Here is a 21,799-nt window from a genome sequence, read left to right as displayed (position 1 = left end):
AAAACTAATATTAATTAACTGCTTAATGATGGGTCAAAATAGTGATACTTTTTCCAAATTAATTCAAAAATCAGCTTAGCGACCGCTATATATGAAAGTTACTAGTAAGAAAGGAGTAACTGAAAATTATGATAAAACTTTTTCGAGTAGATCACCGACTGCTTCATGGTCAGGTAGCAGTCTCATGGTATGGGGCAGTAGGTGCTGACTGTATCCTGATTGCTAATGATGATGTACCAAAAGACCCTATCAGAAAAGCATCAATTAAAATGGCAAAGCCTTCTGGAAGTAAGTTGGTGATGCAAAGTATTGACCGCGGCATTGAATCTTTGAATAGCGGAATAACAGATAAGTACCATTTGATGATTATAGTTGAAAGCATTAATGATGCATACAGAATTATAAGCAAAATGAATAATAAACCAAAGGTTCTTAATTTGGGCGGTACTAAGGAAACAAGCGAAACTAGAATTCTAGCACCTTCTGTTAATACAAACTCAAAGGATGAAAAGCAGCTAAAAGAAATAATTGAACAAGGCGTTAAAGTTGAAGTGCAGCAAGTCTCAACATCGTCGATAAAAGTAGTTAAAGAAACTGATCTTTCTGCAGAATAGAGGATAAAAAATGCTTGTAAAAACATTATTAATTGGCTTAGTGGCTTTAGTTGGGTATAGTGAATACTTTCTAACCGGAGCATCAATGATTTTTAGACCAATTGCTTTGGCACCACTAGTCGGCATTGTTTTAGGCAATATACCTGAAGCAATTAAAGTTGGAGCAGCGATGGAATTAGCATACATTGGAGTTGTTGAAGTTGGAATCTCTACTCCTCAAGATATGGTATCTGCATCAGTTTTAGGAACTACTTTTGCATTATCAACTGGAAAAGGGATTTCCGCAGCTTTAACGTTTGGACTGCCTTTGTCTATGCTGGTTCTGATTGTTCAGAACGTTATGTATATTTTTGTAGCACCGTTATATGTTAACAAAATGGATGAATATGCCAAAAAAGCTGAAGACCGCAAATTAAGTTTAATGGCTTTTTGGGGTGGTACTGCTGTTAATTTCTTACCATCAGTATTGTTCATCATGCTAGCCTATTACTTCGGAACAGGCTTTTCTAAGCAAATAATAAGCGTCATTCCTCAATTTGTTCAAGATGGACTAGTTGTTGCCAGTGGCTTGTTACCTGCCTTTGGGTTTGCCTTGTTAATCCAGCAGATGCTGCGCAAGGACATCGTTCCATACATGATTCTCGGTTTTGCTTTGACTGCCTACCTGAAAATTCCAATTATAGGAATAGCAATCTTTGGCCTGGTTATTGTAATGATTTTGTACTATAACGAGAAAAAATTAAAACAACAAATGGATTTGATTGGAAAAGGAGCTACAGACGATGATGAAAGTTTCTAATAATGAGATGCGCAAAGCTCTGTGGTCAACGTTTTGGCGATCATTTGCAGCTAATGCTCCTTGGGAATTGACGCGCCAAGAAGCTACTGGATATGCTTTTAGTATGGTTCCATCACTGCGGGTAATTTATAAAGACGATAAAAATGGTAAAGCACAAGCTCTACAAAGGCATATGCAATTTTTTAATATTACTAATGTGTTGCTACCCTTAGTTCTTGGAACGTCCATTGCTATGGAGGAAGAAAATAAAGCCAATCCTGACTTTGATCCGGCTATTATTAACAACGTCAAAGTAAGTCTTATGGGACCTTTGTCTGCAATTGGAGACTCAATGTTTTTGACAACCTGGAGAGTCATTTGTATGGGTATTTCTCTAGCTCTTTGTCAAGCCGGTAATATTTTAGGTCCGATTCTATTTATGGCTTCCTACAATGCTGTGACTATCGCAGTAAGATGGTTTGGTCTGAAAATCGGGTATGAACAAGGTACCAAATTTATTCAAAGAGTAAGCGATTCTAACATAATTCAAAATATTTCCAATAAAGCATCAATTTTGGGAATGATGGTTGTAGGTGCCATGATTCCAAGCTATGTGGTTGTTAATTCACCAATCAAAATCGGTACCGGTAAATCGGCAGTTTCTTTAGTTAGTACCTTAAATCAAATCGTGCCTTCAATGTTGCCTTTAGCAGCTACCCTGATTGTTTTATGGATGATTAGAAAGAAATGGAAAGTTTCCTGGATTCTGGTTACTGTCGTTGCTTTCAGTATCATTGGTACATGGTTGCATATTTTATCAGCATAATTGAAATTGGAGGCTAATGTGACTGATTTGGTTTTACTTAGTCATGGTACTTTTTGTATAGGTATTAAGGAAAGTGCCGAGATGATTCTTGGCCCTCAAAAAAATATTCATGCAATTGATCTAAAAGAAGGCGAGAGTCCGGAACATTTTCAAACGCGCTTTTTAAATTTGACAGGTAGTTTAGAAAAATTTGTTGTGTTTACTGATATTCTTGGTGGTACCCCATATAATGTGGCTTATAAGTCATTGCTTTCTTCAGAAAACAAATTTGAGCTTTACACCGGAATGAATCTTCCGATGATTATTAGTTATGTTAATGCACAACTTGTTTCAAGTAGCCCCGACCTAGTTGGCGATGCTAAAAATGGGATCAAATTTATTGCAGCAAAATATGAAGACTCGCCAGATGACGAATTTTAGTATCATAGTCAAATAAAGAAAAAATTAAAAATATAACCTTGGACTATTTATTCAGGGTTTATGATAATTTTTCATTGCAAACAGATAGCAGTATGAAATACAACTATCTGTTTTTCTTTTTCACTTAGATTGATTGCTATAAGAAGTTGCTGACATAGCCTTTTGACATATTTAAGTATAAGTTGCCTAGTTTCTTATCCAGAGAATACAATGTATAATAATAATGATGTATTATACATTATTTTAGGAAGGACCTTACATGAAAGATTTTTTACGTAAGCTTGAATTTCCTGCTTTTATTAAAGATTCCAGGCTGACGGCCTCAGTCATTATTATTTTAGCGTTATCGCTTTTGGGTAGCATTGTGGCAATGATCATGAACCCATTATTTGGCTTGGCCATGGTTTTGATCTTTATTTTGACTGTAGCATGCGTCGTTTACGGTGCATATATCTTGGCTGGCAATGCAAATAATTTCGCAGTTAGTTTGTCTTACCGGATTAAGCGCAGCGAACAAGAAGCAATGATCAAAATGCCACTCGGCATTCTGCTTTACGATAAGGATCGGCAAATTCAGTGGGCAAATCCTTACCTGCAGCTTTATTTAAAAAATGAAGATTTGATTGGACATACAATTGCCTCTGTTGATCCTGAACTAGATAAATTGATTGATGAATCATTGAAGGCTAAAACAGCTGAAAATCATGTGGTAAATTGGGATGGTCACCAATTTGAGATGGTTATCCAGGACAATCTCGGTGTTGTTTATTTACTTGATATTACGCGTTATGCCAAAATCGAAGAAAGATACAATAATGAATTATTGGCCATTGGCCAGATTTTTATTGATAACTACGATGAATTAAGCGAAACAATGCATGATCAGGAGCTAACGACTACTAGTGCATATGTGCAAAATACTTTGAGTGATTATGCTAAAAATTTTAATGCCTATCTTAAGCGTATTGATGAAGATCACTTTTTGTTGTTACTGCACATGCAAGATTTGGTTAAAATGGAAAAAGACAAGTTTTCTGTTTTGGATAAAATGCGTTTGGAAACCAGTCGTAATAATACGCCTTTAACTTTATCAATTGGTATTGCTTTTGGCAGCAGCTTGATTACCGAGTTAGCTGATCAAGCGCAGTCAAACCTTGACCTCGCGCTTGGCAGGGGCGGCGATCAAGTTGTTCTCAGTCAACCAGGCAAGGCTGCTCGTTTCTTTGGTGGTAAATCGAATCCGATGGAGAAAAGAACCAGAGTTAGAGCCAGAATGGTTTCACAGGCGATTAGTGAGCTGTTTAAAGAAGCAGACCGCGTTTTTGTAGTTGGCCATGCCAGCCCTGACATGGACTCAATCGGCAGTGGCATTGGCGTTGTTAAAATCGCTCGTCTGCACCATGTGAAGGCAAATTTTGTCTTGGATGTTAATAAAACTAATTATGATGTCAGTCGTTTAGTTGCTAAAATGGCAAAGGTAAAGGGAGATAATGATATTTTTATTGCTCCTGGGGATGCCTTGGAAGCAGTGACTGACAAGTCCATGTTGGTCATGGTTGATCACTCGAAATACTCTATTACTTATGCGAAAGAATTATATGATCGGTTAAGAGATAGAATTATTGTCATTGATCATCACCGTCGTGGTGAAGAATTTCCTGAAAATCCAATGCTGACGTATGTTGAACCTTATGCCTCATCTGCCTGTGAATTGGTAACTGAAATGGTAGAGTACCAACAACCAAGTTCCGGCAAGCGCGTGTTAACTGACCTTGATGCTACGGCAATGCTGGCGGGAATTACGGTTGATTCGAAAGAATTTTCTTTGCGTACTGGTACTCGAACCTTTGATGCTGCCAGTTACTTGCGGTCGATCGGTGCAAGCACAATGGGTGTCAGTGAACTGCTGAAGGAAGATATTGACAGTTTTCTGGAACGTGCTCGTTTGGTCAGCAGCTTAAAGATGATCAAGCCCAAAATGGCTGTTTTATGTGGTCCAGATGACAAGGAAATTGATCCTATTATCACGGCTCAAGCAGCAGATACGGCTCTTGATTTAGAAAATGTTGAAGCCAGCTTTGCAATCACCAGGCGGAATAAGGATACAATTGGTATATCTGCCCGTTCAATGGGTGATATTAATGTCCAGGTAATTATGGAGAAACTTGGCGGCGGTGGCCATTTGTCTAATGCAGCTACCCAAATTAAAGGGATATCTGTTAAAGAGGCACTTGCCAAATTGATGGATGCGGTGGATACTTATGAACAAGAAAATGAATAAAAGGAGAGCACAATGAAAGTTATTTTTACTAAAGATGTTAACGGCCGGGGCAAACGCGGTGAAGTTAAAAATGTTCCTGATGGTTATGCCCAAAACTTTTTATTTAAGAGGGGCTTAGCCAAAGCTGCTACTAAAGCAAATATGCATACTTTGGAAAGAGTTGCTGCTAACGAAAAGGCAACTTATGAAGCTGAAAAAGCTGAAGCTGAAAAAATCAAGGCCGAACTAGATAAGGATGAAACAGTAGTTAGTTTTAAGTCTAAAGCCGGTTCAGACTCTAGGCTATTCGGCTCGATTTCTAGTAAAAAAATTGTCGAAGGTTTAGAAAAGCAATTTGGTATTAAGATTGATAAACGCAAATTAAACCTGCCTGAACCAATTAAATCGTTGGGCTACACCAATGTACCGGTTAAGTTGTTTAAGGGCGTAGAAGGCAAAATTCGCGTTCATGTTACCGAACAGGATTAGCCTTTAGTTGAATTCTGAAAAAAGTGGGCGTAATTAATGGATAATATTGTCTCACAGCAGATACCGCATGATGATGAAGCTGAAAAAGCGGTTCTAGGCGCAATTTTTATAGATCCTGCTGCCATAGCTGATGCCAGTGCCGAGGTTCAGCCGGATGATTTTTATAAGAGAGCAAATCAGTTGGTTTTTCAGGCTATGCTTGATTTATCTGATCGTGAGGATGCAATTGATCCGTTAACGCTGCAGGATGAACTGACTAAGAAAAATCAGCTTGATGATATTGGCGGCATTGCTTATGTTTCTGAGCTGGCTATGGCTACACCGACGGCTGCTCACGTCACTTATTATGCTAAAATTGTTCACCGTAAGGCTTTATTGCGACGACTGATTTCTGCCAGTCAAAAAATTATTACGACTGCAATGCAGGACTCCGATGATGTCACTGACATTTTAGATAACGCCGAAAGCGAGATTATGAATGTCTCATCGGAAAATAACGCCAATGGCTTTCGCAGTATCAAGGATATTGTTAATTCTGCGATTGATGAAATTAACAATATTCCTGAAGATGGCAATATGGTTACCGGTTTGCCTACAGGTTTTGTGGAACTTGATAAGATGACCACGGGTTTTCATGATGATGAATTGGTTATTGTGGCTGCTCGTCCTGGGGTGGGAAAGACTTCCTTTGCGCTTAATGTTGCCCAGTATGTCGGTTTGCATACTGATAAAACGGTGGCAATGTTTTCTTTGGAAATGAGTGGAGAGCAGTTAGTGCAAAGAATGCTGGCTTCAGAAGGTTTAATTAATTCGCAGCACTTGCGGACTGGACAACTGGACGAAGATGAGTGGCCTAAACTGGTTGCAGCATCGGGTTCTTTAGCAACAGCTAATATTTATATTGATGACACTCCGGGTATTAAGATGAGTGAAATCAGAGCGCAGTCTCGCCGCTTAGCTAAAGAAAAAGGCAATTTAGGTTTAATTGTCATTGACTACTTGCAGTTGATTGAAGGTCCGCACAGTGAATCACGACAGCAGGAAGTTTCTGCTATTTCACGGCAATTGAAGAAACTGGCCAAAGAACTTCATGTGCCGGTTATTGCCTTATCGCAATTATCACGTTCAGTTGAGCAGAGACAGGATAAGAGACCAGTTTTGTCCGATATTCGTGAGTCAGGTTCAATTGAGCAGGATGCCGATATTGTTTCCTTTCTTTATCGTGATGATTATTATCGCGATGAAGAAGAGGGCGAAGAAAATAAAGAGGTTTCAGCTGAAGATGACAATGGTGAAGTGGAAGTTATCATTGAAAAGAACCGTTCGGGTAGCAGAGGAACTGTGAAATTAATGTTTTCTAAACCCTATAATCGCTTTTCTAACCTCGATTATAGTCATGATCAGCCTAACGAATAGAAATTAATAAAAGCCACGGTGTTTTGAAGAGAAACACTATGGCTTTTTGTTTTATACTATATTTAAACAAAAAATAAGGCGTTTTTAATGACAATATTTCTACTAAATTGTACTATTAAGGTGTGAATAGCAAAATTTTGCTAATTTTTGAGAAAGGACCGATTAAAATGGCTGATAAAGGTTTTAAAGACAAGGTAGCTGGTAAAGCTAAAGAAGTCAAAGGCAAAGTTCAACAAGCTGCTGGTGATGTCAAAGACAAAGCTCAAGAAGCTACTGAAAACGTCAAAGACAAAGTTGACGATGTTAAGGACAAAATGAACAAATAATTATTTAATTAGCAAAAAAGAGGTTGGAAAACTAAATGTTTTCTCAGCCTCTTTTTTGGGTTACACATGAAACAATTTACCGTAATTTACGCTGGATGCTTTTTGGCAACTTGATATTGGGACGTTCCGGATCGTAAAATTCATAAAAGACTGGGGCCTTATTAGAATCATTACTTTTAGGATAAAGTTCATAGTTGCTGTTCATCAGTGGCAGGGTCATATTCTTTTTATAGGAATTCCAGATGTTGCTTAGTACCTGTGTCAGTAATTTTCTCTCTTCGGATTCCAAGGATAAAAAGGCGCGGCCAAAGCGATAAGTTCCTACTATTTTATTACTGGTTAGCTGGTGTAATTCATCAATATCGTAATTTTCAAATGCTTCGAAAAGATCAGAGAAGGCATCGCTTCTTTCTTGATCAGGGATTGAATTATTAAAATTAATAAGAGCATGTCTGATAACACGACTGCCTGACGATAACCCGTCAGCCAAGGTAAAACTGTCGCGCCCTACTGACCAGCGGCGCGGATCGTGCTGGTTGCGCATAGGCACAGTACTTTTGACAACCAATACTTGTTCAGGATGATCCAGCATTGCACCAAAGATTGAGCCTTGAGGGATGTAGGTTTTCATTTTAGGCATAGAAGCAGTGAAGCCACGGCTCGTATACACTTTATGGAAAAAGCCCGGCCCATCAAAACTAATCGCTTTGATTACCCGTTTTTGTATTTCAGGACTAACTGCACTTAAAGCAAATTGAGCAAAATTGCCTCCTTTTGAATGACCTAAGAGGTAAATCTGTTGGTCACTAAACTTATGTGCAATTTCAGTAAGATATTTAGCAGCTACTTCTTGACCATAAATTTCCGGCAAATAATTCATACCCATATCTTCATTTAAACCGATCATAGTACCGTCGGTTCCCCGAAAGGCAATGGCTATGGTGTTTGAATCAATAAAAAAGGTGACAGCAGTAAATTGCAAGGGATGCGGTTCTTTTTCCAGCCTATCAGTCCAATCCAAAATTTTAATGTTGCCAATTCTAGGACTTTCTGGTAATAACATAACCTCGGTTGCAGTTTCGGCATACATTTGATGTTGAAAAGAGGGCAGCTTATACAGTTTTTCAGCTACTTCTCCTAAAGTATGACCAGTGGCAGAACTATCAGCTGGCAAATAGGCAATGGATGACAATAGCGAAGCATCAACACTGTTGAATGGTTTTTCTGAAAAGCTTAAGTCACCGCGCCAACGTAAATAATCAAGTGGTCCAGCCATATAAATTCTCCTTTCACAAAAAAGTTTATATCAATATTGTAGTGAGTTTGCTCAGTTAAGATAAAAATTATGCAAAAAAAACAATAGAATTAACTATTGTTTAAAAAGTAACTTGCTTTATTTACCTACACTGGCATAACTAATGCGCTTGATGTCAGGATACTTGCGTAAGGCCATAATAATATCGTTTTCATCAATATTATTGTTAATAATGCCGTCTACGAAAAAGATAATTCTTTCATCGCTGACAAAAAGTATCTTAACGGAAACATTTTCAACATGATTTGTTTCCAGTTCCTGCTCAATTGTGTTCAGGATATCAGGCTTATTGATGGCCTCTATCTGGATATTGAACCTGATATGCATGATGATTTTATCAATGATAGTATCATCATGAAACATCATCTGGATAACAAAGAGCAGGGCAGTTGCTAGAATGCCAATAAAGTATAAACCAGAACCAATTGCCATCCCGATAGCAGCTGTTGCCCAGATACCAGCAGCAGTTGTCAAACCGGAAATCTGTTGCTTTTTAATTAAAATCGTGCCGGCACCAATAAATGAAATACCTGAAACTATTTGCGCAGCAATTCTGGAAGGGTCCAAAGCAACGTCTGACATTTTTAATAAATCGCCAAAACCATACTTTGAAACTATCATAAATAGCGCGGAAGAAAAGGCAACTACAATATGTGTCCGCACTCCGGCACTTTTTCTTTGAATCGCACGTTCATAACCGATCAGCGCTCCGCACAAAGAAGCTACCACAATTCTTAATAGCCATGGGAGTTGTGCACTAATCGATGCTAAATTTGCCATTACATCCACTCCATTTCTAAATCTATTCTTATATTATACTCTTAAAAAAGCGCGCTAAATATCAGTTATCACAAAAACTGGGAAAAAGTCAAAAAATGCTTGCGTAAACTAATAGAATATGTTTTAATTAATATCGTTGTCGATATATGACAATGCTGACTTAGCTCAGTTGGCAGAGCACGTCATTAGTAATGATGAGGTCGGAGGTTCGAATCCTCTAGTCAGCATTTAGAAGAGTAAAATTAGTAAAATAACCTTGATATATCAATGTTTTCTGTTGGTAAGTTAAGGTTATTTTTTATTTATTAAAGATAATTATGCACACAATACGGAACACGATTTTAGCTGTGTTCCGCGCAAAAACTTTTAGGTAGGCACTATGGCTGATATAACGGTATTTATAACCACTTTTTTGTGTGCATTGACAAAACTTTCTGCTTTTTGGGTTTACACTAAAGCATTTATGTTTTATTTTATATGTAGATATATATAGTAAATAAAAGCAAAATTACTGGTATTTTATTTAAACTCTAAAACCTTATTCAGAGGGAAGTACGTTTATTATGAAAAACGCTAATTTATTTAAGAAAGTAGCAATTACTGGAACATTGCTAACTGTTGGAGCTGCGGCTTTAGTTTATTCAAAACCACAAACTGTTGATGCTAAATCAATGCCAACAGCTACCACCAAAGACTATAACAAGTTGCAAGCACTATCTAAAAAGTCTGGTGCGCATTACATTAAATCAAGAAAATGGTATTTTGGTTTTACGCCCGGTGAACATGTTGAAGCCTTTAGAAACTTTAATTCTTATAAATTAACAGGCAGTTGGTCAGATCCAGGTGTTGATGATTGGGTTTGTTATATTGGCGCAGGTACACTTAATGATCATAGATATTTTATTATGCAGAATTCGGGGCATAAAAAGTATTTATACCCTGCTGAATATGCACATGTACCTTATGGATATAAGTTTAAAAAAGGACATACAGTAGTACATGATTATTTAGGCTCATTAGCTAATGCATGGAATGGCTATGATGAATATCATCATGATTATAGCGGTGATTTTACCAAAGAAAATATTATTTACAGTGGTAATAATAAACGAAATTCAGCTATGAAAATAACTTTAAAACGTGTTGGTAAATCTTCTGGTAAAAATCAAGGCTTTTGGATTGGTAAAAAGCCAATTAAGTTTAAAGTTGATGGCACTGATACCTATGAAAATTATTATCCGCTTTATAACTATAATCCGAATGGTGAGTTAGCTGTCAGTTATATTAAAACTGACGACTTAAGTCAATTCAAACGAGCGACAGTTACTTATACGAACATTGGTACAATTACCAGAGGACATAGCTTTAAACCAAAGCATAAAAAGTTAGATATGTAATTAATAATTAAACAATTAAATAAAACACATTTTAAATAAATTATTCGCGTAATTTTGAAAGGATGTTAATCACATGAAAGTTAGTAATGTTAACCTTCAAGTAACAATTTTAATCATCTAATGTCCACATTTGAACTCAGGTTTGAATGTGGAGTACCGGGAATTTTAAATTTAATTTGAGGTGAAAATGACTGAATCGAAAGAGAATAAAGAATTAAAAGAAAAATATTCTAAGGACAAATATTTTGCAGTAGTATATCTTAAAGGTGGCTGCAGTAATGGAAATACTGAAATAGATTTGGAAGATAGATCAGCTTGGATGTATTATATTGAGTTTACTTCTTCTGGGGAAAGTATTTTTGGTAATAATGTAGAACTTGCAAAATCAAAATATGTAGTAAATTCACAAGATACGATGTCTGTGGAAGCTTTTACAAATGCATTAGATAGAATTATTAAAATGGAAAAAAATGAAAAACATTTGCTTTTTATTACAGATTATACAGCATTATATCTGGGTATCACTAAAAGTATAGTTAACCCAAGTTCATATGATGATGAAACATTTTGGGTGAATCAAGTTAAAAAAGATTATAGCAGTCTCTTTCCTCACAGTGAGGTATTGCTTATAACTAAGAAGGAGAAAAATGATTATCCGCAATTTATTGAGGGTATGCAGAAAGTGACAGAATTTGTAAATGGTGAAACTAAATTTAAAAAAAATAAAAATTTACTAAGACCTTAAATACTTGCTAAAACTATAAAATAATTAATGGAACTAGAAACTTAATTGTGGAGGATAGAATGAATCAAAAATCTATAGAAGATGAATTAAATAATTTAAAGTCAAACGAGGTAGTAGCTTTTGTGCGAGGAACTTATAACGATAACCTTAAAAGTAAGCAAAGTGAAAAGTATGGGTACGGTGATGTTATTCTAGTTAAACCAGACAATCAAGTTTTAGAAAAATACTTATATAGTTCTGCACATGATCCTAGAGGGTTGAAAAATAGGAATGTCGCTGGAGAATTATTTGGCGCCGAGGAGGCTGTAAAATGGGCCGTCAAAATGAAAAAATTTAAAAAGATACACATTTATTGTGTGTATAGTGGAATTAAAGAATTTGCAAATGATTATAATGGGTGGAAAGGAAAAAATGAATTTACAAAAGAATATCATGATTTTATGAAAGAGAAGGAGAAAGAAATAGAAATAATTTTTACAGAAATTGATGCATCTGAACCGATAGTTTATAATAAAAAAGCTGGTAAACTTGCTAAAGATTCATTGACAAATGAGGAATATAGAACATATAAAGATGGCTCCGTTTATTTAAATGGATTACCACTTAGTAAATGGGACACAATATGTGAAAATGTTCAGTGTGAAGTCAGTGACGATATCACCATAGAAAAAGATATTAAAAAAATAAAGTTTGAGGCAGGAAATGAAAAAGTTTTTGTATCTTTTTATGATGTAAATAAAGCTTATATTCAAGGATCATTAAGTCATTTATTTAACATAGTGTTTGAAAATGCTCTTGGAGAATTAGAAACAAAAAAAGAAGTTATAAGTGCCCTTAATCATTACCATAACCTTGATATTACAGAAGAAGAGCTTAATAAAGAGTATGCAAAACAATTGCCATTAGCAAGCAAGAAAGAAAAAGACAATAACGTTATTAATACTTTGACTGATGCAGTTTATAATACTATGTTAATTGGTTATAAACCTGACTATTCAGACTTAATTTCTCCAATTACCAGAATAATGGAATATTATCTACATGCTATGTTTGGTAGTGCAAAAATAGATACTGAAATGGGTTCTAACAAACGAACATATTTAAATTATTTTATGATTAATGATAAGGGATATTATGTTCTAAATCCTAATCAAAAGGAATTAAAAAATAAAAATAAAATCGGAAAAAAATTAAGTAGTCTTTCTAATGATAAAAAAAGTTTGATAGAACAAATATATAATTGGTATCATTTTAATAGAAATAGTTTGGATCATTGGCAAAAAAAATCAGAGAATAATATGTTTATTAAAAGTATGGCAAAAGCTAAAGAAAAAATTTTCGAAGGTGAACATTTGATTGAAAAATATTATGAAATTTTTAGGTAAAATTTAAATATTTTAACAAATATTATTAAATTTTCGAAAATTGCAATTTTAAGTTGAACACCCTATTTGATCTGATAGATGCAATCTAATCTTCTTTCATATAATTCATCGGGTGTGTGGTAGGCTAAGATCTTGCGGGGCAGGTTATTGCACCATTCCTCAATGCCATAGATTTGCCTTAAGTCATATTCCTTGATGGACTGACCTTTAGGAATAAAGCGCCAGATTGAGCTAGTGCAGACATTAATTGTTTGGTAGAATTATCCATGAGGGAATCTCTCTTTCGTTGATTTTATGTTTTACAAGACAATCATACGAGGAAGAGATTCCTTTTTTCAATAGTCATTTACACAAGATTATTTAAACACCCGTTAACTAGTTTACTTTTTGTAAAAAATATTGTCATTGAAAGGAATAATTATATGGAAAAGCAATTAAATTCTTTGTATGAATTATTTAATAACACTATATATAGGATACCGGACTATCAACGAGGATTCGCTTGGACCGAAAGCGAAATCTCTGCTTTTTGGAATGATATCATAAATTTTGATATTTCAAGCTCTTATTATATGGGTGTTATTACTACAGATAAAATTAATCGCAAAGATTACAAAGATGTATTGCCAAACGATTATTGGATTGTAGATCTTGGAGGATATACGCCACTATATGTTGTTGATGGACAGCAAAGACTTACTAGCATAATTATATTAATATCTGCAATAGTTAAAAATATGAATAAAAATAAAAGAAAAGTAATTAATATTTATAGTATTGATGATATTAGAAAAACTTTTTTAGTAAAATATAAAGGTGACTCTAAAAAAGATTATACTGTTTTGTTTGGATATGACGATAAAAACTCTAGTGATGCATTTTTTAAAAGTAAGATTTTAGGGTTAAATACATATAATGTAAGTATAAAGAATAATAAATATAATCAAAATTTAAAAGATGCATTTTCTTTTTTTATTGATAAACTTGATAAGTTATCATTTAATCAAATTCAACAACTTTATTTGAAGTTGACAACAAAAATATTATTTAATATTTATCAGATAGACCATGAAATTAATGTCTTTGTGACATTTGAAACTATGAATAATAGAGGAAAACAATTATCAACTTTAGAATTGTTGAAAAATAGATTGATTTATTTAAGTACCCGCTTTGATAGAGAGTCCAAGATAAATGGTGAGGCTGTACGAAATCAAATAAATAAATGTTGGAAGAATTTATATGATTATCTTGGTAAAAAACCTGAAAAGATGTTATCAGATGATGAGTTTCTTACAGCTCATACGATTATATATTTTTTCAAACACCATAGTAAACAGCAACTGCTACAAAATTATTATAGAGATGGATTTAGGCATTTTTTATTAGATGAATATTTTACAGTTAATAACATTAAAAATGATAAAATAAAGCCAGATGATATATTAGATTATGTTAGCAGTCTTAATGAAAGTATGAAATATTGGTATTCTTTTAATTATCCTATGGATACTAATGTTAATAATGATTTTGATATTCAAATTCGTATTTATTTTATGAAATTAAAGTTACAAAATGATACTACTTATAGAGTATTTAGACGTCCACTAGAGGATTGGAAAGTATTATCTCTTTATTACTTCTTGACAACAAATGATAATGCAAAACGTAAAGGCTTTTTGAGAAGGTTAGAGCGAATGTATTTTATATATTCATTATGTGATGCTAGTCCTACTAGTATACCATTTAGAGTTTTAAGTTCTAAGTTGAATTTTGACAATTTGCTTGTTAATTATAATAATCTTGATAAAGATATTGAAAAATTTCTTAGATCTGACGAATTTAAAACGTGTATTTCGAAATTATGTGATGAATTATCTAGGAATGGATGGTATAAAGAACATAATATAATTACTGTTCCAACTAAATATATCATTTCGGAGTATATACTTGATCTATATAAAAAGGCTAAGGAACCATTGACTCTTGAATTTGTTAATAACCTATATTTTGGAAATGATAGTGATGGCATACCATCTATTGAACATATATATCCCGAGAAGAATAATAAAAGTAATAACTGGAATACTTTTTTCAGTAAGTATACCCGAACTGAAAAAGTTAGAATTAAAAATTCTTTGGGTAATTTACTTGTAATAAATAATAAAAAGAATGAAAAAATTGGCAACAAGTCTTTTAAAGATAAAAAGGAACATGGACATGTGGGTTACAAATTTGGAACTATTGATGAGCAAAGAGTAGCTAGTAATGAACAATGGACTATAAAAGAAATAAAAACTAGAGGATTAGAAATAGTCAATTTCATTAACGAACATTGGGGAATTCAAATTCCTAGAGATAAGAGAATCGAATTTATTGGATTAGGGAAAGTGGATATAAATAAACAATAATTTTGTTTTATTAATGTTGAATTTCTTATTCGTTCTATAAACGCAATCACAAGCTTTTTTGATACATAGTTAGAAATATTGGTTTAATAAAATTAAGAATCATAAGCCTCTAAAGTTCTAGTCCATTTAGAAGAATAGAATTGGTAAAATAATCTTGAAATATCAGTGTTTTTGCTGGTAAGTTAAGGTTATTTTTGTTTATTAAAGATATACGGTGCGTGGTAAAAACGCTGTATACCAAGAAATTCTTTGAGTTCAGAATAGAGATTGCTAGAGCCTTATTCTATAGGCGCTCAGTTGTGTTAGCAAATGAAGTAACAACTTCGCTTGATCCGGTACTTTCAAGGAAAATTCATAATACTCTTTTGTACGAATATCTTTGCAAAGTTGTTGAAGTAGCGCATCATCTTATTCCTAAGGAAAAGACGATATTTAACAAAATAATACACTTTAAAAATTAGGCTTATTTAGAGTAGCAATATCATAATCAAGTAGATAGTTACTTACTTATATTTTTCAATCCACTAGCCAATAGATAAAATTATATTAATAAAAAAATGTTGTCACTAGCTGAATTAATAGTATTATTATTTTTGTATTTTGTTGATTTATTATTTGCTTAATGCTATTATTAATTAAATACAAATTTATAAATAATAATTAGTACAAATTTTATCAGAGGAATTTTATAACTAGTAACGTGTTTTATGGGTTAATACTACCAATGGGCCTTCAATTTGTTTATCTTCAATAATTTTAGGATATTTGTTACCGAAAGCTTATAGCAAATGTTGTAGTTCTTCTGACACCGTTTCGTTTATAGTAAAAATCAGGTTACTATACATAAACTTTCTTTTTGTTAATTATTTTAATCTTTGTTTTAAAAAGGGGTGTGAAAAATCATGAATTATTATAAAGCCTTTAATGCTGGAAGTAGTATATATCTGGTTGCATTTATGATTGATTATATTATAAAGCTGTTTAGTATTAACAGTTCTGGTATCAAGACTACCGCATTAGGACTGAAAATAATTACAAATATGAATGAGCATTCCTTAAACACTACTTTTTCATTAACATGGGGAATATTAATTTCGTATTTAGTATTTATCTTATTTTTTATGTCCGCCTTTCATTTCTTTAAAAAGATAAAAACCAGATGACTATATGGCAATGTGAGCTTGAATAATAGTCTTATTCAGAAGAATCATTTGACTCGATTAGCTTTGACCTATCAGCATTTCACGCAGATAAGTTAAGGCTAATTTTGTGTGCAATGACAAATATTTTCGGTGCAATAAACAAATTTACGGTGCAAAATAATTAAATTTTGCACTGATAAACTTTTAAATACACTGATACTTGGTATAAAATATGTAGGAAGAAACTAGCTTATAAAGGAGACATAATATTTTGAAAGTTTTTGATTATCAAACTTTAAATGGTTTGAAAGTAACCACGAAGATGATTGAAAAACTCAATCTGATCTATGAGCTCAAAGGTAAAACGGATCATATCTCCTTAAAATCAAAAGACATAATGGATAAGCTGTTGGTAGTCGCAAAGATTGAGAGTACAGACTCATCAAATCGAATTGAAGGTATTGCAACAAGTAACGTACGGCTTAAGAAATTAATGGATCAAAAAACGACTCCGAAAAATCGTAGTGAAGAAGAGATCTCTGGCTATCGAGATGTTTTAGCAATAATTCATGATAATTACAAATATATCAAGATTACGCCCAATAATATATTGGCATTGCATAAGCAATTATTTGATTTCACTGAAAGCAGTTGGGGAGGTCAATTTAAGGATATTGATAATGCAATTATTACTACCTTTGCAGATGGTCATAAAGAAACTCGCTTTACTCCACCACCAGCTTGGATGACACCCAAATTAGTCCAAAGTTTATGTGAAACTTATAATGATGCAATTTGTGATAATTCTCTTCCGCCATTAATACTGGCGGCAGCATTTATGTTGGACTTTGTATCAATTCACCCATTTAGAGATGGCAATGGCAGAATGTCACGCTTGTTAATGTTACTTGAATTACAACAATTAGGTTTCGGAGTTGGTAAGTATATTAGTTTGGAACGTTTAATAGAAAAAACCAAGACTCAATATTACCAGACTTTGTTAGAAAGTTCAGGAAAAGCATGGATTAATAATGAAAGCGATTATGGACCATATGTTGACTACTTTTTGAGTATCGTTTTACAGGCTTATCGTGAATTAGATTCAAGAATTGACATCACTAGTGATACGGAAAAGGATCCGGAATCATTACTATTGAGTAAAATTATTAATAGTTTAAAACCGCTATCTAGACAGGAACTAATGAATTTAGTACCTCAATATGGTGAAAGTACCATTAAGCATGCTTTAGCTAGGTTGCGTAAAGAAGGAAAAATAGGTTTAGTAGGCAAAGGAAAGGCAAGTCGCTATATTGCCAATGACTAAAGCAGTGCAGTAAATAAATTATCGGTGCAGAATTTAATTAAATTTTGGCTCTTTGCCAAACATCCTAAATAGGAAGCAGATAGAAGTATGACAATATTTTTATCTGCTTTTTTATACTTAAAGTTGAAGTTGAGGTCGCCAACAGGATAAATTATAGAGTCGTAGAAGAGATAGGGCAACGTTGTCTCTATCTCCTCTTTTTTTCGAACCTGTATAGAACTACAAAGTATAATATTTGCTAGTTGCTACTGATTAGTAGTAGATGCTATAATAATGTAGAAATGATATTTGGAGGTTTGTAATGGAAGTTGCTGAGGCATTAGCGAGGCTAAAATTCTTGGTGAAGCATGATCATTTTCAAATGGTCCGAAGAAGAGACAAAATGGCAATGCCAGTTTCAGTAACTTTGGCGAAAGAAATAGTTAAGCAGTTGTCAATCAGTGATTTTGTCAAACATGAACCGAATAGAAGTAATCCATTACAATTTGTCTGGGTATTTAAAACAAGCGATGGCCAAACTTACTACATTAAATTCGTATTTACTGAAGACAATCAAAAAGTAGTATTTATTAGTTTCCATCTTGATTATTAAAGGAGGGGTTTATATGGCTTACCAAAAGGATTTCACTACTATTTATACTATTGATGGACATAAGTATACAGTAACAGCACCAGCTCTTTTTGACAGTAAAACCAATGAACTGATTCCAGATAAGGCATTAGATGATCAAGCTGCTGAAATTGCCCGTCAAAAATATCGTGACGAAATGGGTTTATTGTCACCAAAAGAAATAAAACAATATCGAGCTAAAGTTGGTTTAACACAACGTAATTTAGCAGAATTAACCGGATTGAGTCCAAATACGATTGCTCTTTACGAAGCGGGTGCATTTCCAACAAAGGCTAATAATAGGTTGTTAAAAGCTCTCATAAAAAGCGATAATGTACTTAAACAATATATTTCTGATGAGAAGAATAAATATTCTGATGAATTGATAGCAAAGGTTAATTCTTATTTGAACCATAGTGATAGTGTTGTGGAATCACAAACTGAGCATCCTAGATTCACTGCTGTACAGTTAGCCAATTGGTTTCGAGTTGAAAATTATTTTGAGCGGGATAATGATTTGAATATTGATCCATTAACGCAAATGAAAGTCAATAAGCTTCTCTATTTTTCATATGGTAGATTTTTAGCTAAAACTAGAAGTAGACTGTTTTCTTCTCCTATTATTCATTTACAATATGGTCCAGTAATAACTGAAGTACATAAAAAGTTTAATGGTAAGCGTGTTTTAGATATTGGTAAACCAGACAAAGAGGCCATGGATGACTACAATCTGGTTTCTAAAGATGGTGAGATTGCAGATTTACTAGATAAGGTTAATGAGGATTACATTAATTACAATGCTGCTCGATTAAGTAAGCAAACTCATCAGCCCGGATCACCATGGGATTTAACTCCTGATCGAGAGATAATTAAAGATCAGTTGATTTTTGATTCATTTAAACGAGGAGTAGAAGAATAGTTTAAGAAAAAACAAATAATAAGTGTCCTAATTTGGGGCTCAATACATTTATTGAGTTGTAGTATCAGTCTTTTGCTTAACATATAACTGAGCTAACCGCCTTAAAAGAGGCTGCTTGAAATTCAGAGAAGAGGTCTTGTTTACAAGGCCTCTTTTTTCATATCCAATACTATAATATGAATAAATTAGTCTTGTGCAAGAATTGCTGTAGAAGGCAGAAGAGCCTTAAGCAATGTAAAAAACAGATTTTTTTGTCTTGAAAAGTTGTTAAACAGCCGGTGGCTACAGCTGCAGTTCATAGGAAATAATGCCGCCAAAAACGAATTAGAAAAAATTAAAATCTCAAGCATGCTTAATAGTGAAAATATGAAAATATAAATATCATTCATTTAAACTCTATAATTTTTTGCGAGCCATAATTATTAAGTTTTTAGAGCCTTTTTGAAACATGTTTCATAAAAAAGTTGACTTTTTGAAACAAAATGATTATATTTATATGTAAGCGATTGCATAATTGCTTTTAAACTAGTAGTAGGAGTGAGGAAAATGTCTGAGAAAAAAGAAAATAATTTTCTTAACGAAAAATTGATTCCTTTTTTTAACAAAATATCTAGTGCCAGACACATGGTAGCATTGCGTGATGGTATGACAGCAGCTGTACCAATGATCATTATTGGTTCAATTTTTATGATTATTGGTCAATTTCCCGTTAAAGGCTATTTGGACTTCATGGCCAGTATTTTCGGCCCAAATTGGTCTAATGTAGTACAGTATATTACCAATGCATCATTTCATATTATGGGGTTAGTGGCTGTAGCCGGTATTTCATACAGTTTGGCTAGAAGCTATAAAAATATTGATCCATTTTCAGCAATGATTGTAGCGATAGGAGCTTTTATCTTAACAATTCCAATGCAAGTTGGAAAAGATGGCGGATTGCTAATCCCTCTGAATCAATTTGATTCATCAGGGTTATTTACCGCATTGCTAGTTGGGTTATTTGTTACTGACTTGTATGTTTGGTTGATGCATAAAAATTTGGTCTTTAAAATGCCAGATTCTGTCCCGCCAGCCGTAAGCAATTCATTTGCTGCACTATTTCCGGGAGCAATCTCATTATTTGTAGTTTGGTTAATCAGACTTGGAGTTGAAGCTACTCCAATGAAGAGCATCCCAAATGTGATTACTTTCTTCTTACAAGCACCAATGAGCAAAGTTACCAATACTTTAGGCGGTGCGATCGTAATTGAATTAGTAGTATGTATACTATGGTTCTTTGGTATTCATGGTGCTAACGCAATTTCTGGTGTTATTGACCCAGTATTATATGCTGCATTAAGCGTAAACTACACGGCTTTTAAGGCCAACAAGCCTCTTCCTAATATTATTACCAAAACTTTTTTTGATAATTTTGTCCGAATAGGTGGTTGTGGTGCTACACTCGGTTTTGTTATTTTGATGGTTTTTGTTGCTAAAGACCAGGAAATGAAGGCACTGGGGAAAATTTCAATCGGTCCAGCTATTTTTAACATTAACGAGCCGGTGGTCTTTGGTACACCTATTGTATTAAATTACCGTATCATTATTCCGTTTATCTTAGCGCCAATGGCCAATATCATTGCAACTTACACTGCAATGAAAATGGGCTGGGTAGCTAAAACGATTGGAATATATCCACCTTGGACAACACCGCCAATTTTATCCGGAATTCTTTCTACGGGACATATTTCCGGCGGAGTGATGCAATTGTTTAACATCGTAATGGATACATTGATATATTATGGCTTCTTTAAGAGTATGGATAATGCTAAACTAAAAGCTGAAAAAGAAATGGAGCAGGCAAAGGCTTAAATTAAAAATCTAAATTGAGGTATAAAAATGCATACAAAGCAGAAACTGACAGCAACACAATTGCAAATATACAATTATATTGTAGCTAATAAAAGGAAAGTAAAAGATATTACTTTACGTGAGCTTGCTGGCATTCTGTCTGTTTCACCTGCTTCTGTAGTACGAACCTTAAAAGCTTTGGGCTATAAACATTATTACGATTTACAAAATAAAATTAAAGAAGAGTTGAACAGAAATAAAGTAGTTGATGATATTACTTATCAGGCACAATATTATTTTTCGCAAGATTTTTTAACCGATTATGACCAAAAGATTGCTGATTTCAAAAAAATTGCCAGCAAGACAAAAGATTTTATCTTTTTTGGAATAGGATCCTCTGGTGACTTGTGTGAATATGGTGCCCGCCAGTTTGTTAATAATGGGCGAAATGCTTTTGCAATTGGTGATCCCTATTATCCAGTAGAGCTAAGCCGGGATTTATTTCATGGTAAAACTGTTATTGTGCTCTCAGTAAGTGGTGAGGGTCAGCCGACTATTGATCAGGTAAAAAATTTTCGGCAATTAGGTGCAACAATTGTCAGTATTACTAATAATGAAGATAATACGATTGCGCATTTGTCGGATTTAAACTTTGCTTATCATCTAGAATTTAAAATTATCGGCCAAACTATTAATTTAACTACTCAGGTTCCAGTTGTGTATTTGCTTGAACGATTATCGCGGGCGCTAAACACTACAGGACAATAAATTTTATATCAAGCATAATAAAACAGTTAGAAATAATAACACAG

19 protein-coding genes, 1 tRNA gene and 1 pseudogene are annotated in these 21,799 nt (G+C 33.8%); 18 read left to right on the top strand and 3 right to left on the bottom strand.

What is annotated here, in order from left to right; genetic code table 11:
* Window positions 1-128: 128 nt before the first annotated feature.
* The 8 genes from LDM92_RS04790 to LDM92_RS04755 all read left to right on the top strand — a co-directional run bounded on the left by LDM92_RS04790 (window position 129) and on the right by LDM92_RS04755 (window position 7,129).
* A complete protein-coding gene (locus tag LDM92_RS04790; protein WP_223902262.1) occupies window positions 129-614 on the top strand; it encodes a PTS sugar transporter subunit IIB in 486 nt (161 codons plus the stop codon).
* A 10-nt stretch (window positions 615-624) separates the two neighbouring features.
* Complete coding sequence (locus LDM92_RS04785) at window positions 625-1,413, top strand: PTS mannose/fructose/sorbose/N-acetylgalactosamine transporter subunit IIC (protein WP_034978638.1); 789 nt, start codon at window positions 625-627, stop codon at window positions 1,411-1,413.
* Complete coding sequence (locus LDM92_RS04780) at window positions 1,397-2,218, top strand: PTS system mannose/fructose/sorbose family transporter subunit IID (RefSeq protein ID WP_223902261.1); 822 nt, start codon at window positions 1,397-1,399, stop codon at window positions 2,216-2,218. The genes LDM92_RS04785 and LDM92_RS04780 overlap by 17 nt, the downstream gene beginning before the upstream one ends.
* Before the next feature lie 18 nt (window positions 2,219-2,236).
* Window positions 2,237-2,638, top strand: coding sequence for a PTS sugar transporter subunit IIA (locus LDM92_RS04775; RefSeq protein ID WP_223902260.1), 402 nt, complete (start codon window positions 2,237-2,239; stop codon window positions 2,636-2,638).
* Window positions 2,639-2,897: 259 nt separating this feature from the next.
* Window positions 2,898-4,919 (top strand): DHH family phosphoesterase, encoded by a 2,022-nt coding sequence (locus tag LDM92_RS04770; protein ID WP_223902259.1) that lies wholly within the window; start codon window positions 2,898-2,900, stop codon window positions 4,917-4,919.
* A gap of 12 nt (window positions 4,920-4,931) precedes the next feature.
* Window positions 4,932-5,387, top strand: coding sequence for a 50S ribosomal protein L9 (gene rplI, locus LDM92_RS04765; protein ID WP_223902258.1), 456 nt, complete (start codon window positions 4,932-4,934; stop codon window positions 5,385-5,387).
* Window positions 5,388-5,423: 36 nt separating this feature from the next.
* Complete coding sequence (gene dnaB / locus LDM92_RS04760; protein WP_223902257.1) at window positions 5,424-6,803, top strand: replicative DNA helicase; 1,380 nt, start codon at window positions 5,424-5,426, stop codon at window positions 6,801-6,803.
* A gap of 167 nt (window positions 6,804-6,970) precedes the next feature.
* The gene (locus tag LDM92_RS04755) at window positions 6,971-7,129 is read left to right on the top strand and encodes a CsbD family protein (protein WP_122051705.1); all 159 of its coding nucleotides are present in this window, start codon (window positions 6,971-6,973) and stop codon (window positions 7,127-7,129) included.
* A gap of 76 nt (window positions 7,130-7,205) precedes the next feature.
* Here the strand turns inward: LDM92_RS04755 and LDM92_RS04750 are convergent, their stop codons facing one another.
* Both LDM92_RS04750 and LDM92_RS04745 read right to left on the bottom strand, forming a co-directional pair.
* The gene (locus LDM92_RS04750) at window positions 7,206-8,405 is read right to left on the bottom strand and encodes a DUF2974 domain-containing protein (protein ID WP_223902256.1); all 1,200 of its coding nucleotides are present in this window, start codon (window positions 8,403-8,405) and stop codon (window positions 7,206-7,208) included.
* A 117-nt stretch (window positions 8,406-8,522) separates the two neighbouring features.
* Window positions 8,523-9,224: an MgtC/SapB family protein gene (locus tag LDM92_RS04745; protein ID WP_223902255.1), complete on the bottom strand. Its 702-nt coding sequence runs from the start codon at window positions 9,222-9,224 to the stop codon at window positions 8,523-8,525.
* Window positions 9,225-9,378: 154 nt separating this feature from the next.
* Between LDM92_RS04745 and LDM92_RS04740 the strand changes: the two genes are divergently transcribed.
* The 4 genes from LDM92_RS04740 to LDM92_RS04725 all read left to right on the top strand — a co-directional run bounded on the left by LDM92_RS04740 (window position 9,379) and on the right by LDM92_RS04725 (window position 12,751).
* A tRNA-Thr gene (locus LDM92_RS04740) sits at window positions 9,379-9,451 on the top strand.
* 336 nt (window positions 9,452-9,787) lie between these two features.
* A complete protein-coding gene (locus LDM92_RS04735; RefSeq protein ID WP_223902254.1) occupies window positions 9,788-10,621 on the top strand; it encodes a hypothetical protein in 834 nt (277 codons plus the stop codon).
* 187 nt (window positions 10,622-10,808) lie between these two features.
* Complete coding sequence (locus tag LDM92_RS04730) at window positions 10,809-11,366, top strand: hypothetical protein (protein WP_223902253.1); 558 nt, start codon at window positions 10,809-10,811, stop codon at window positions 11,364-11,366.
* Window positions 11,367-11,425: 59 nt separating this feature from the next.
* Window positions 11,426-12,751 (top strand): type II toxin-antitoxin system RnlA family toxin, encoded by a 1,326-nt coding sequence (locus tag LDM92_RS04725; RefSeq protein WP_223902252.1) that lies wholly within the window; start codon window positions 11,426-11,428, stop codon window positions 12,749-12,751.
* Window positions 12,752-12,813: 62 nt separating this feature from the next.
* Here LDM92_RS04725 and LDM92_RS04720 read toward each other — a convergent pair.
* Window positions 12,814-12,978: pseudogene (locus tag LDM92_RS04720) on the bottom strand (IS30 family transposase); the annotation flags it as partial.
* A gap of 195 nt (window positions 12,979-13,173) precedes the next feature.
* Between LDM92_RS04720 and LDM92_RS04715 the strand changes: the two are divergent.
* The 6 genes from LDM92_RS04715 to LDM92_RS04690 all read left to right on the top strand — a co-directional run bounded on the left by LDM92_RS04715 (window position 13,174) and on the right by LDM92_RS04690 (window position 21,755).
* Window positions 13,174-15,162, top strand: a complete 1,989-nt coding sequence (locus LDM92_RS04715) for a DUF262 domain-containing protein (protein WP_223902251.1) — start codon at window positions 13,174-13,176, stop codon at window positions 15,160-15,162.
* Between the two features lie 1,413 nt (window positions 15,163-16,575).
* A complete protein-coding gene (locus LDM92_RS04710; RefSeq protein WP_223902250.1) occupies window positions 16,576-17,628 on the top strand; it encodes a Fic family protein in 1,053 nt (350 codons plus the stop codon).
* A gap of 301 nt (window positions 17,629-17,929) precedes the next feature.
* The gene (locus tag LDM92_RS04705) at window positions 17,930-18,220 is read left to right on the top strand and encodes a type II toxin-antitoxin system MqsR family toxin (RefSeq protein ID WP_223902249.1); all 291 of its coding nucleotides are present in this window, start codon (window positions 17,930-17,932) and stop codon (window positions 18,218-18,220) included.
* A gap of 13 nt (window positions 18,221-18,233) precedes the next feature.
* A complete protein-coding gene (locus LDM92_RS04700) occupies window positions 18,234-19,157 on the top strand; it encodes a type II toxin-antitoxin system antitoxin SocA domain-containing protein (protein ID WP_223902248.1) in 924 nt (307 codons plus the stop codon).
* Between the two features lie 546 nt (window positions 19,158-19,703).
* Complete coding sequence (celB, locus tag LDM92_RS04695) at window positions 19,704-21,008, top strand: PTS cellobiose transporter subunit IIC (protein ID WP_034978658.1); 1,305 nt, start codon at window positions 19,704-19,706, stop codon at window positions 21,006-21,008.
* A gap of 27 nt (window positions 21,009-21,035) precedes the next feature.
* Window positions 21,036-21,755, top strand: a complete 720-nt coding sequence (locus LDM92_RS04690; protein ID WP_223902247.1) for a MurR/RpiR family transcriptional regulator — start codon at window positions 21,036-21,038, stop codon at window positions 21,753-21,755.
* Window positions 21,756-21,799 lie beyond the last annotated feature (44 nt).

The organism is Lactobacillus laiwuensis (assembly GCF_019972835.1).
Lineage (GTDB): Bacteria > Bacillota > Bacilli > Lactobacillales > Lactobacillaceae > Lactobacillus > Lactobacillus laiwuensis.
Note: the sequence above shows the minus strand (reverse complement) of the source record. Positions and strands in the feature narration are given on the sequence as shown.

What these genes read in the sequence shown, in the direction of transcription:
- LDM92_RS04730 (WP_223902253.1), top strand. Translation starts at nt 10,809, where the DNA reads ATGACTGAATCGAAAGAGAATAAAGAATTAAAAGAAAAATATTCTAAG.
- LDM92_RS04745 (WP_223902255.1), bottom strand. Translation starts at nt 9,224, where the DNA reads ATGGCAAATTTAGCATCGATTAGTGCACAACTCCCATGGCTATTAAGA.
- celB (WP_034978658.1), top strand. Translation starts at nt 19,704, where the DNA reads ATGTCTGAGAAAAAAGAAAATAATTTTCTTAACGAAAAATTGATTCCT.
- LDM92_RS04715 (WP_223902251.1), top strand. Translation starts at nt 13,174, where the DNA reads ATGGAAAAGCAATTAAATTCTTTGTATGAATTATTTAATAACACTATA.
- LDM92_RS04780 (WP_223902261.1), top strand. Translation starts at nt 1,397, where the DNA reads ATGATGAAAGTTTCTAATAATGAGATGCGCAAAGCTCTGTGGTCAACG.
- LDM92_RS04735 (WP_223902254.1), top strand. Translation starts at nt 9,788, where the DNA reads ATGAAAAACGCTAATTTATTTAAGAAAGTAGCAATTACTGGAACATTG.
- LDM92_RS04690 (WP_223902247.1), top strand. Translation starts at nt 21,036, where the DNA reads ATGCATACAAAGCAGAAACTGACAGCAACACAATTGCAAATATACAAT.
- LDM92_RS04750 (WP_223902256.1), bottom strand. Translation starts at nt 8,405, where the DNA reads ATGGCTGGACCACTTGATTATTTACGTTGGCGCGGTGACTTAAGCTTT.
- rplI (WP_223902258.1), top strand. Translation starts at nt 4,932, where the DNA reads ATGAAAGTTATTTTTACTAAAGATGTTAACGGCCGGGGCAAACGCGGT.
- dnaB (WP_223902257.1), top strand. Translation starts at nt 5,424, where the DNA reads ATGGATAATATTGTCTCACAGCAGATACCGCATGATGATGAAGCTGAA.
- LDM92_RS04790 (WP_223902262.1), top strand. Translation starts at nt 129, where the DNA reads ATGATAAAACTTTTTCGAGTAGATCACCGACTGCTTCATGGTCAGGTA.
- LDM92_RS04705 (WP_223902249.1), top strand. Translation starts at nt 17,930, where the DNA reads ATGGAAGTTGCTGAGGCATTAGCGAGGCTAAAATTCTTGGTGAAGCAT.
- LDM92_RS04755 (WP_122051705.1), top strand. Translation starts at nt 6,971, where the DNA reads ATGGCTGATAAAGGTTTTAAAGACAAGGTAGCTGGTAAAGCTAAAGAA.
- LDM92_RS04725 (WP_223902252.1), top strand. Translation starts at nt 11,426, where the DNA reads ATGAATCAAAAATCTATAGAAGATGAATTAAATAATTTAAAGTCAAAC.
- LDM92_RS04770 (WP_223902259.1), top strand. Translation starts at nt 2,898, where the DNA reads ATGAAAGATTTTTTACGTAAGCTTGAATTTCCTGCTTTTATTAAAGAT.
- LDM92_RS04785 (WP_034978638.1), top strand. Translation starts at nt 625, where the DNA reads ATGCTTGTAAAAACATTATTAATTGGCTTAGTGGCTTTAGTTGGGTAT.
- LDM92_RS04700 (WP_223902248.1), top strand. Translation starts at nt 18,234, where the DNA reads ATGGCTTACCAAAAGGATTTCACTACTATTTATACTATTGATGGACAT.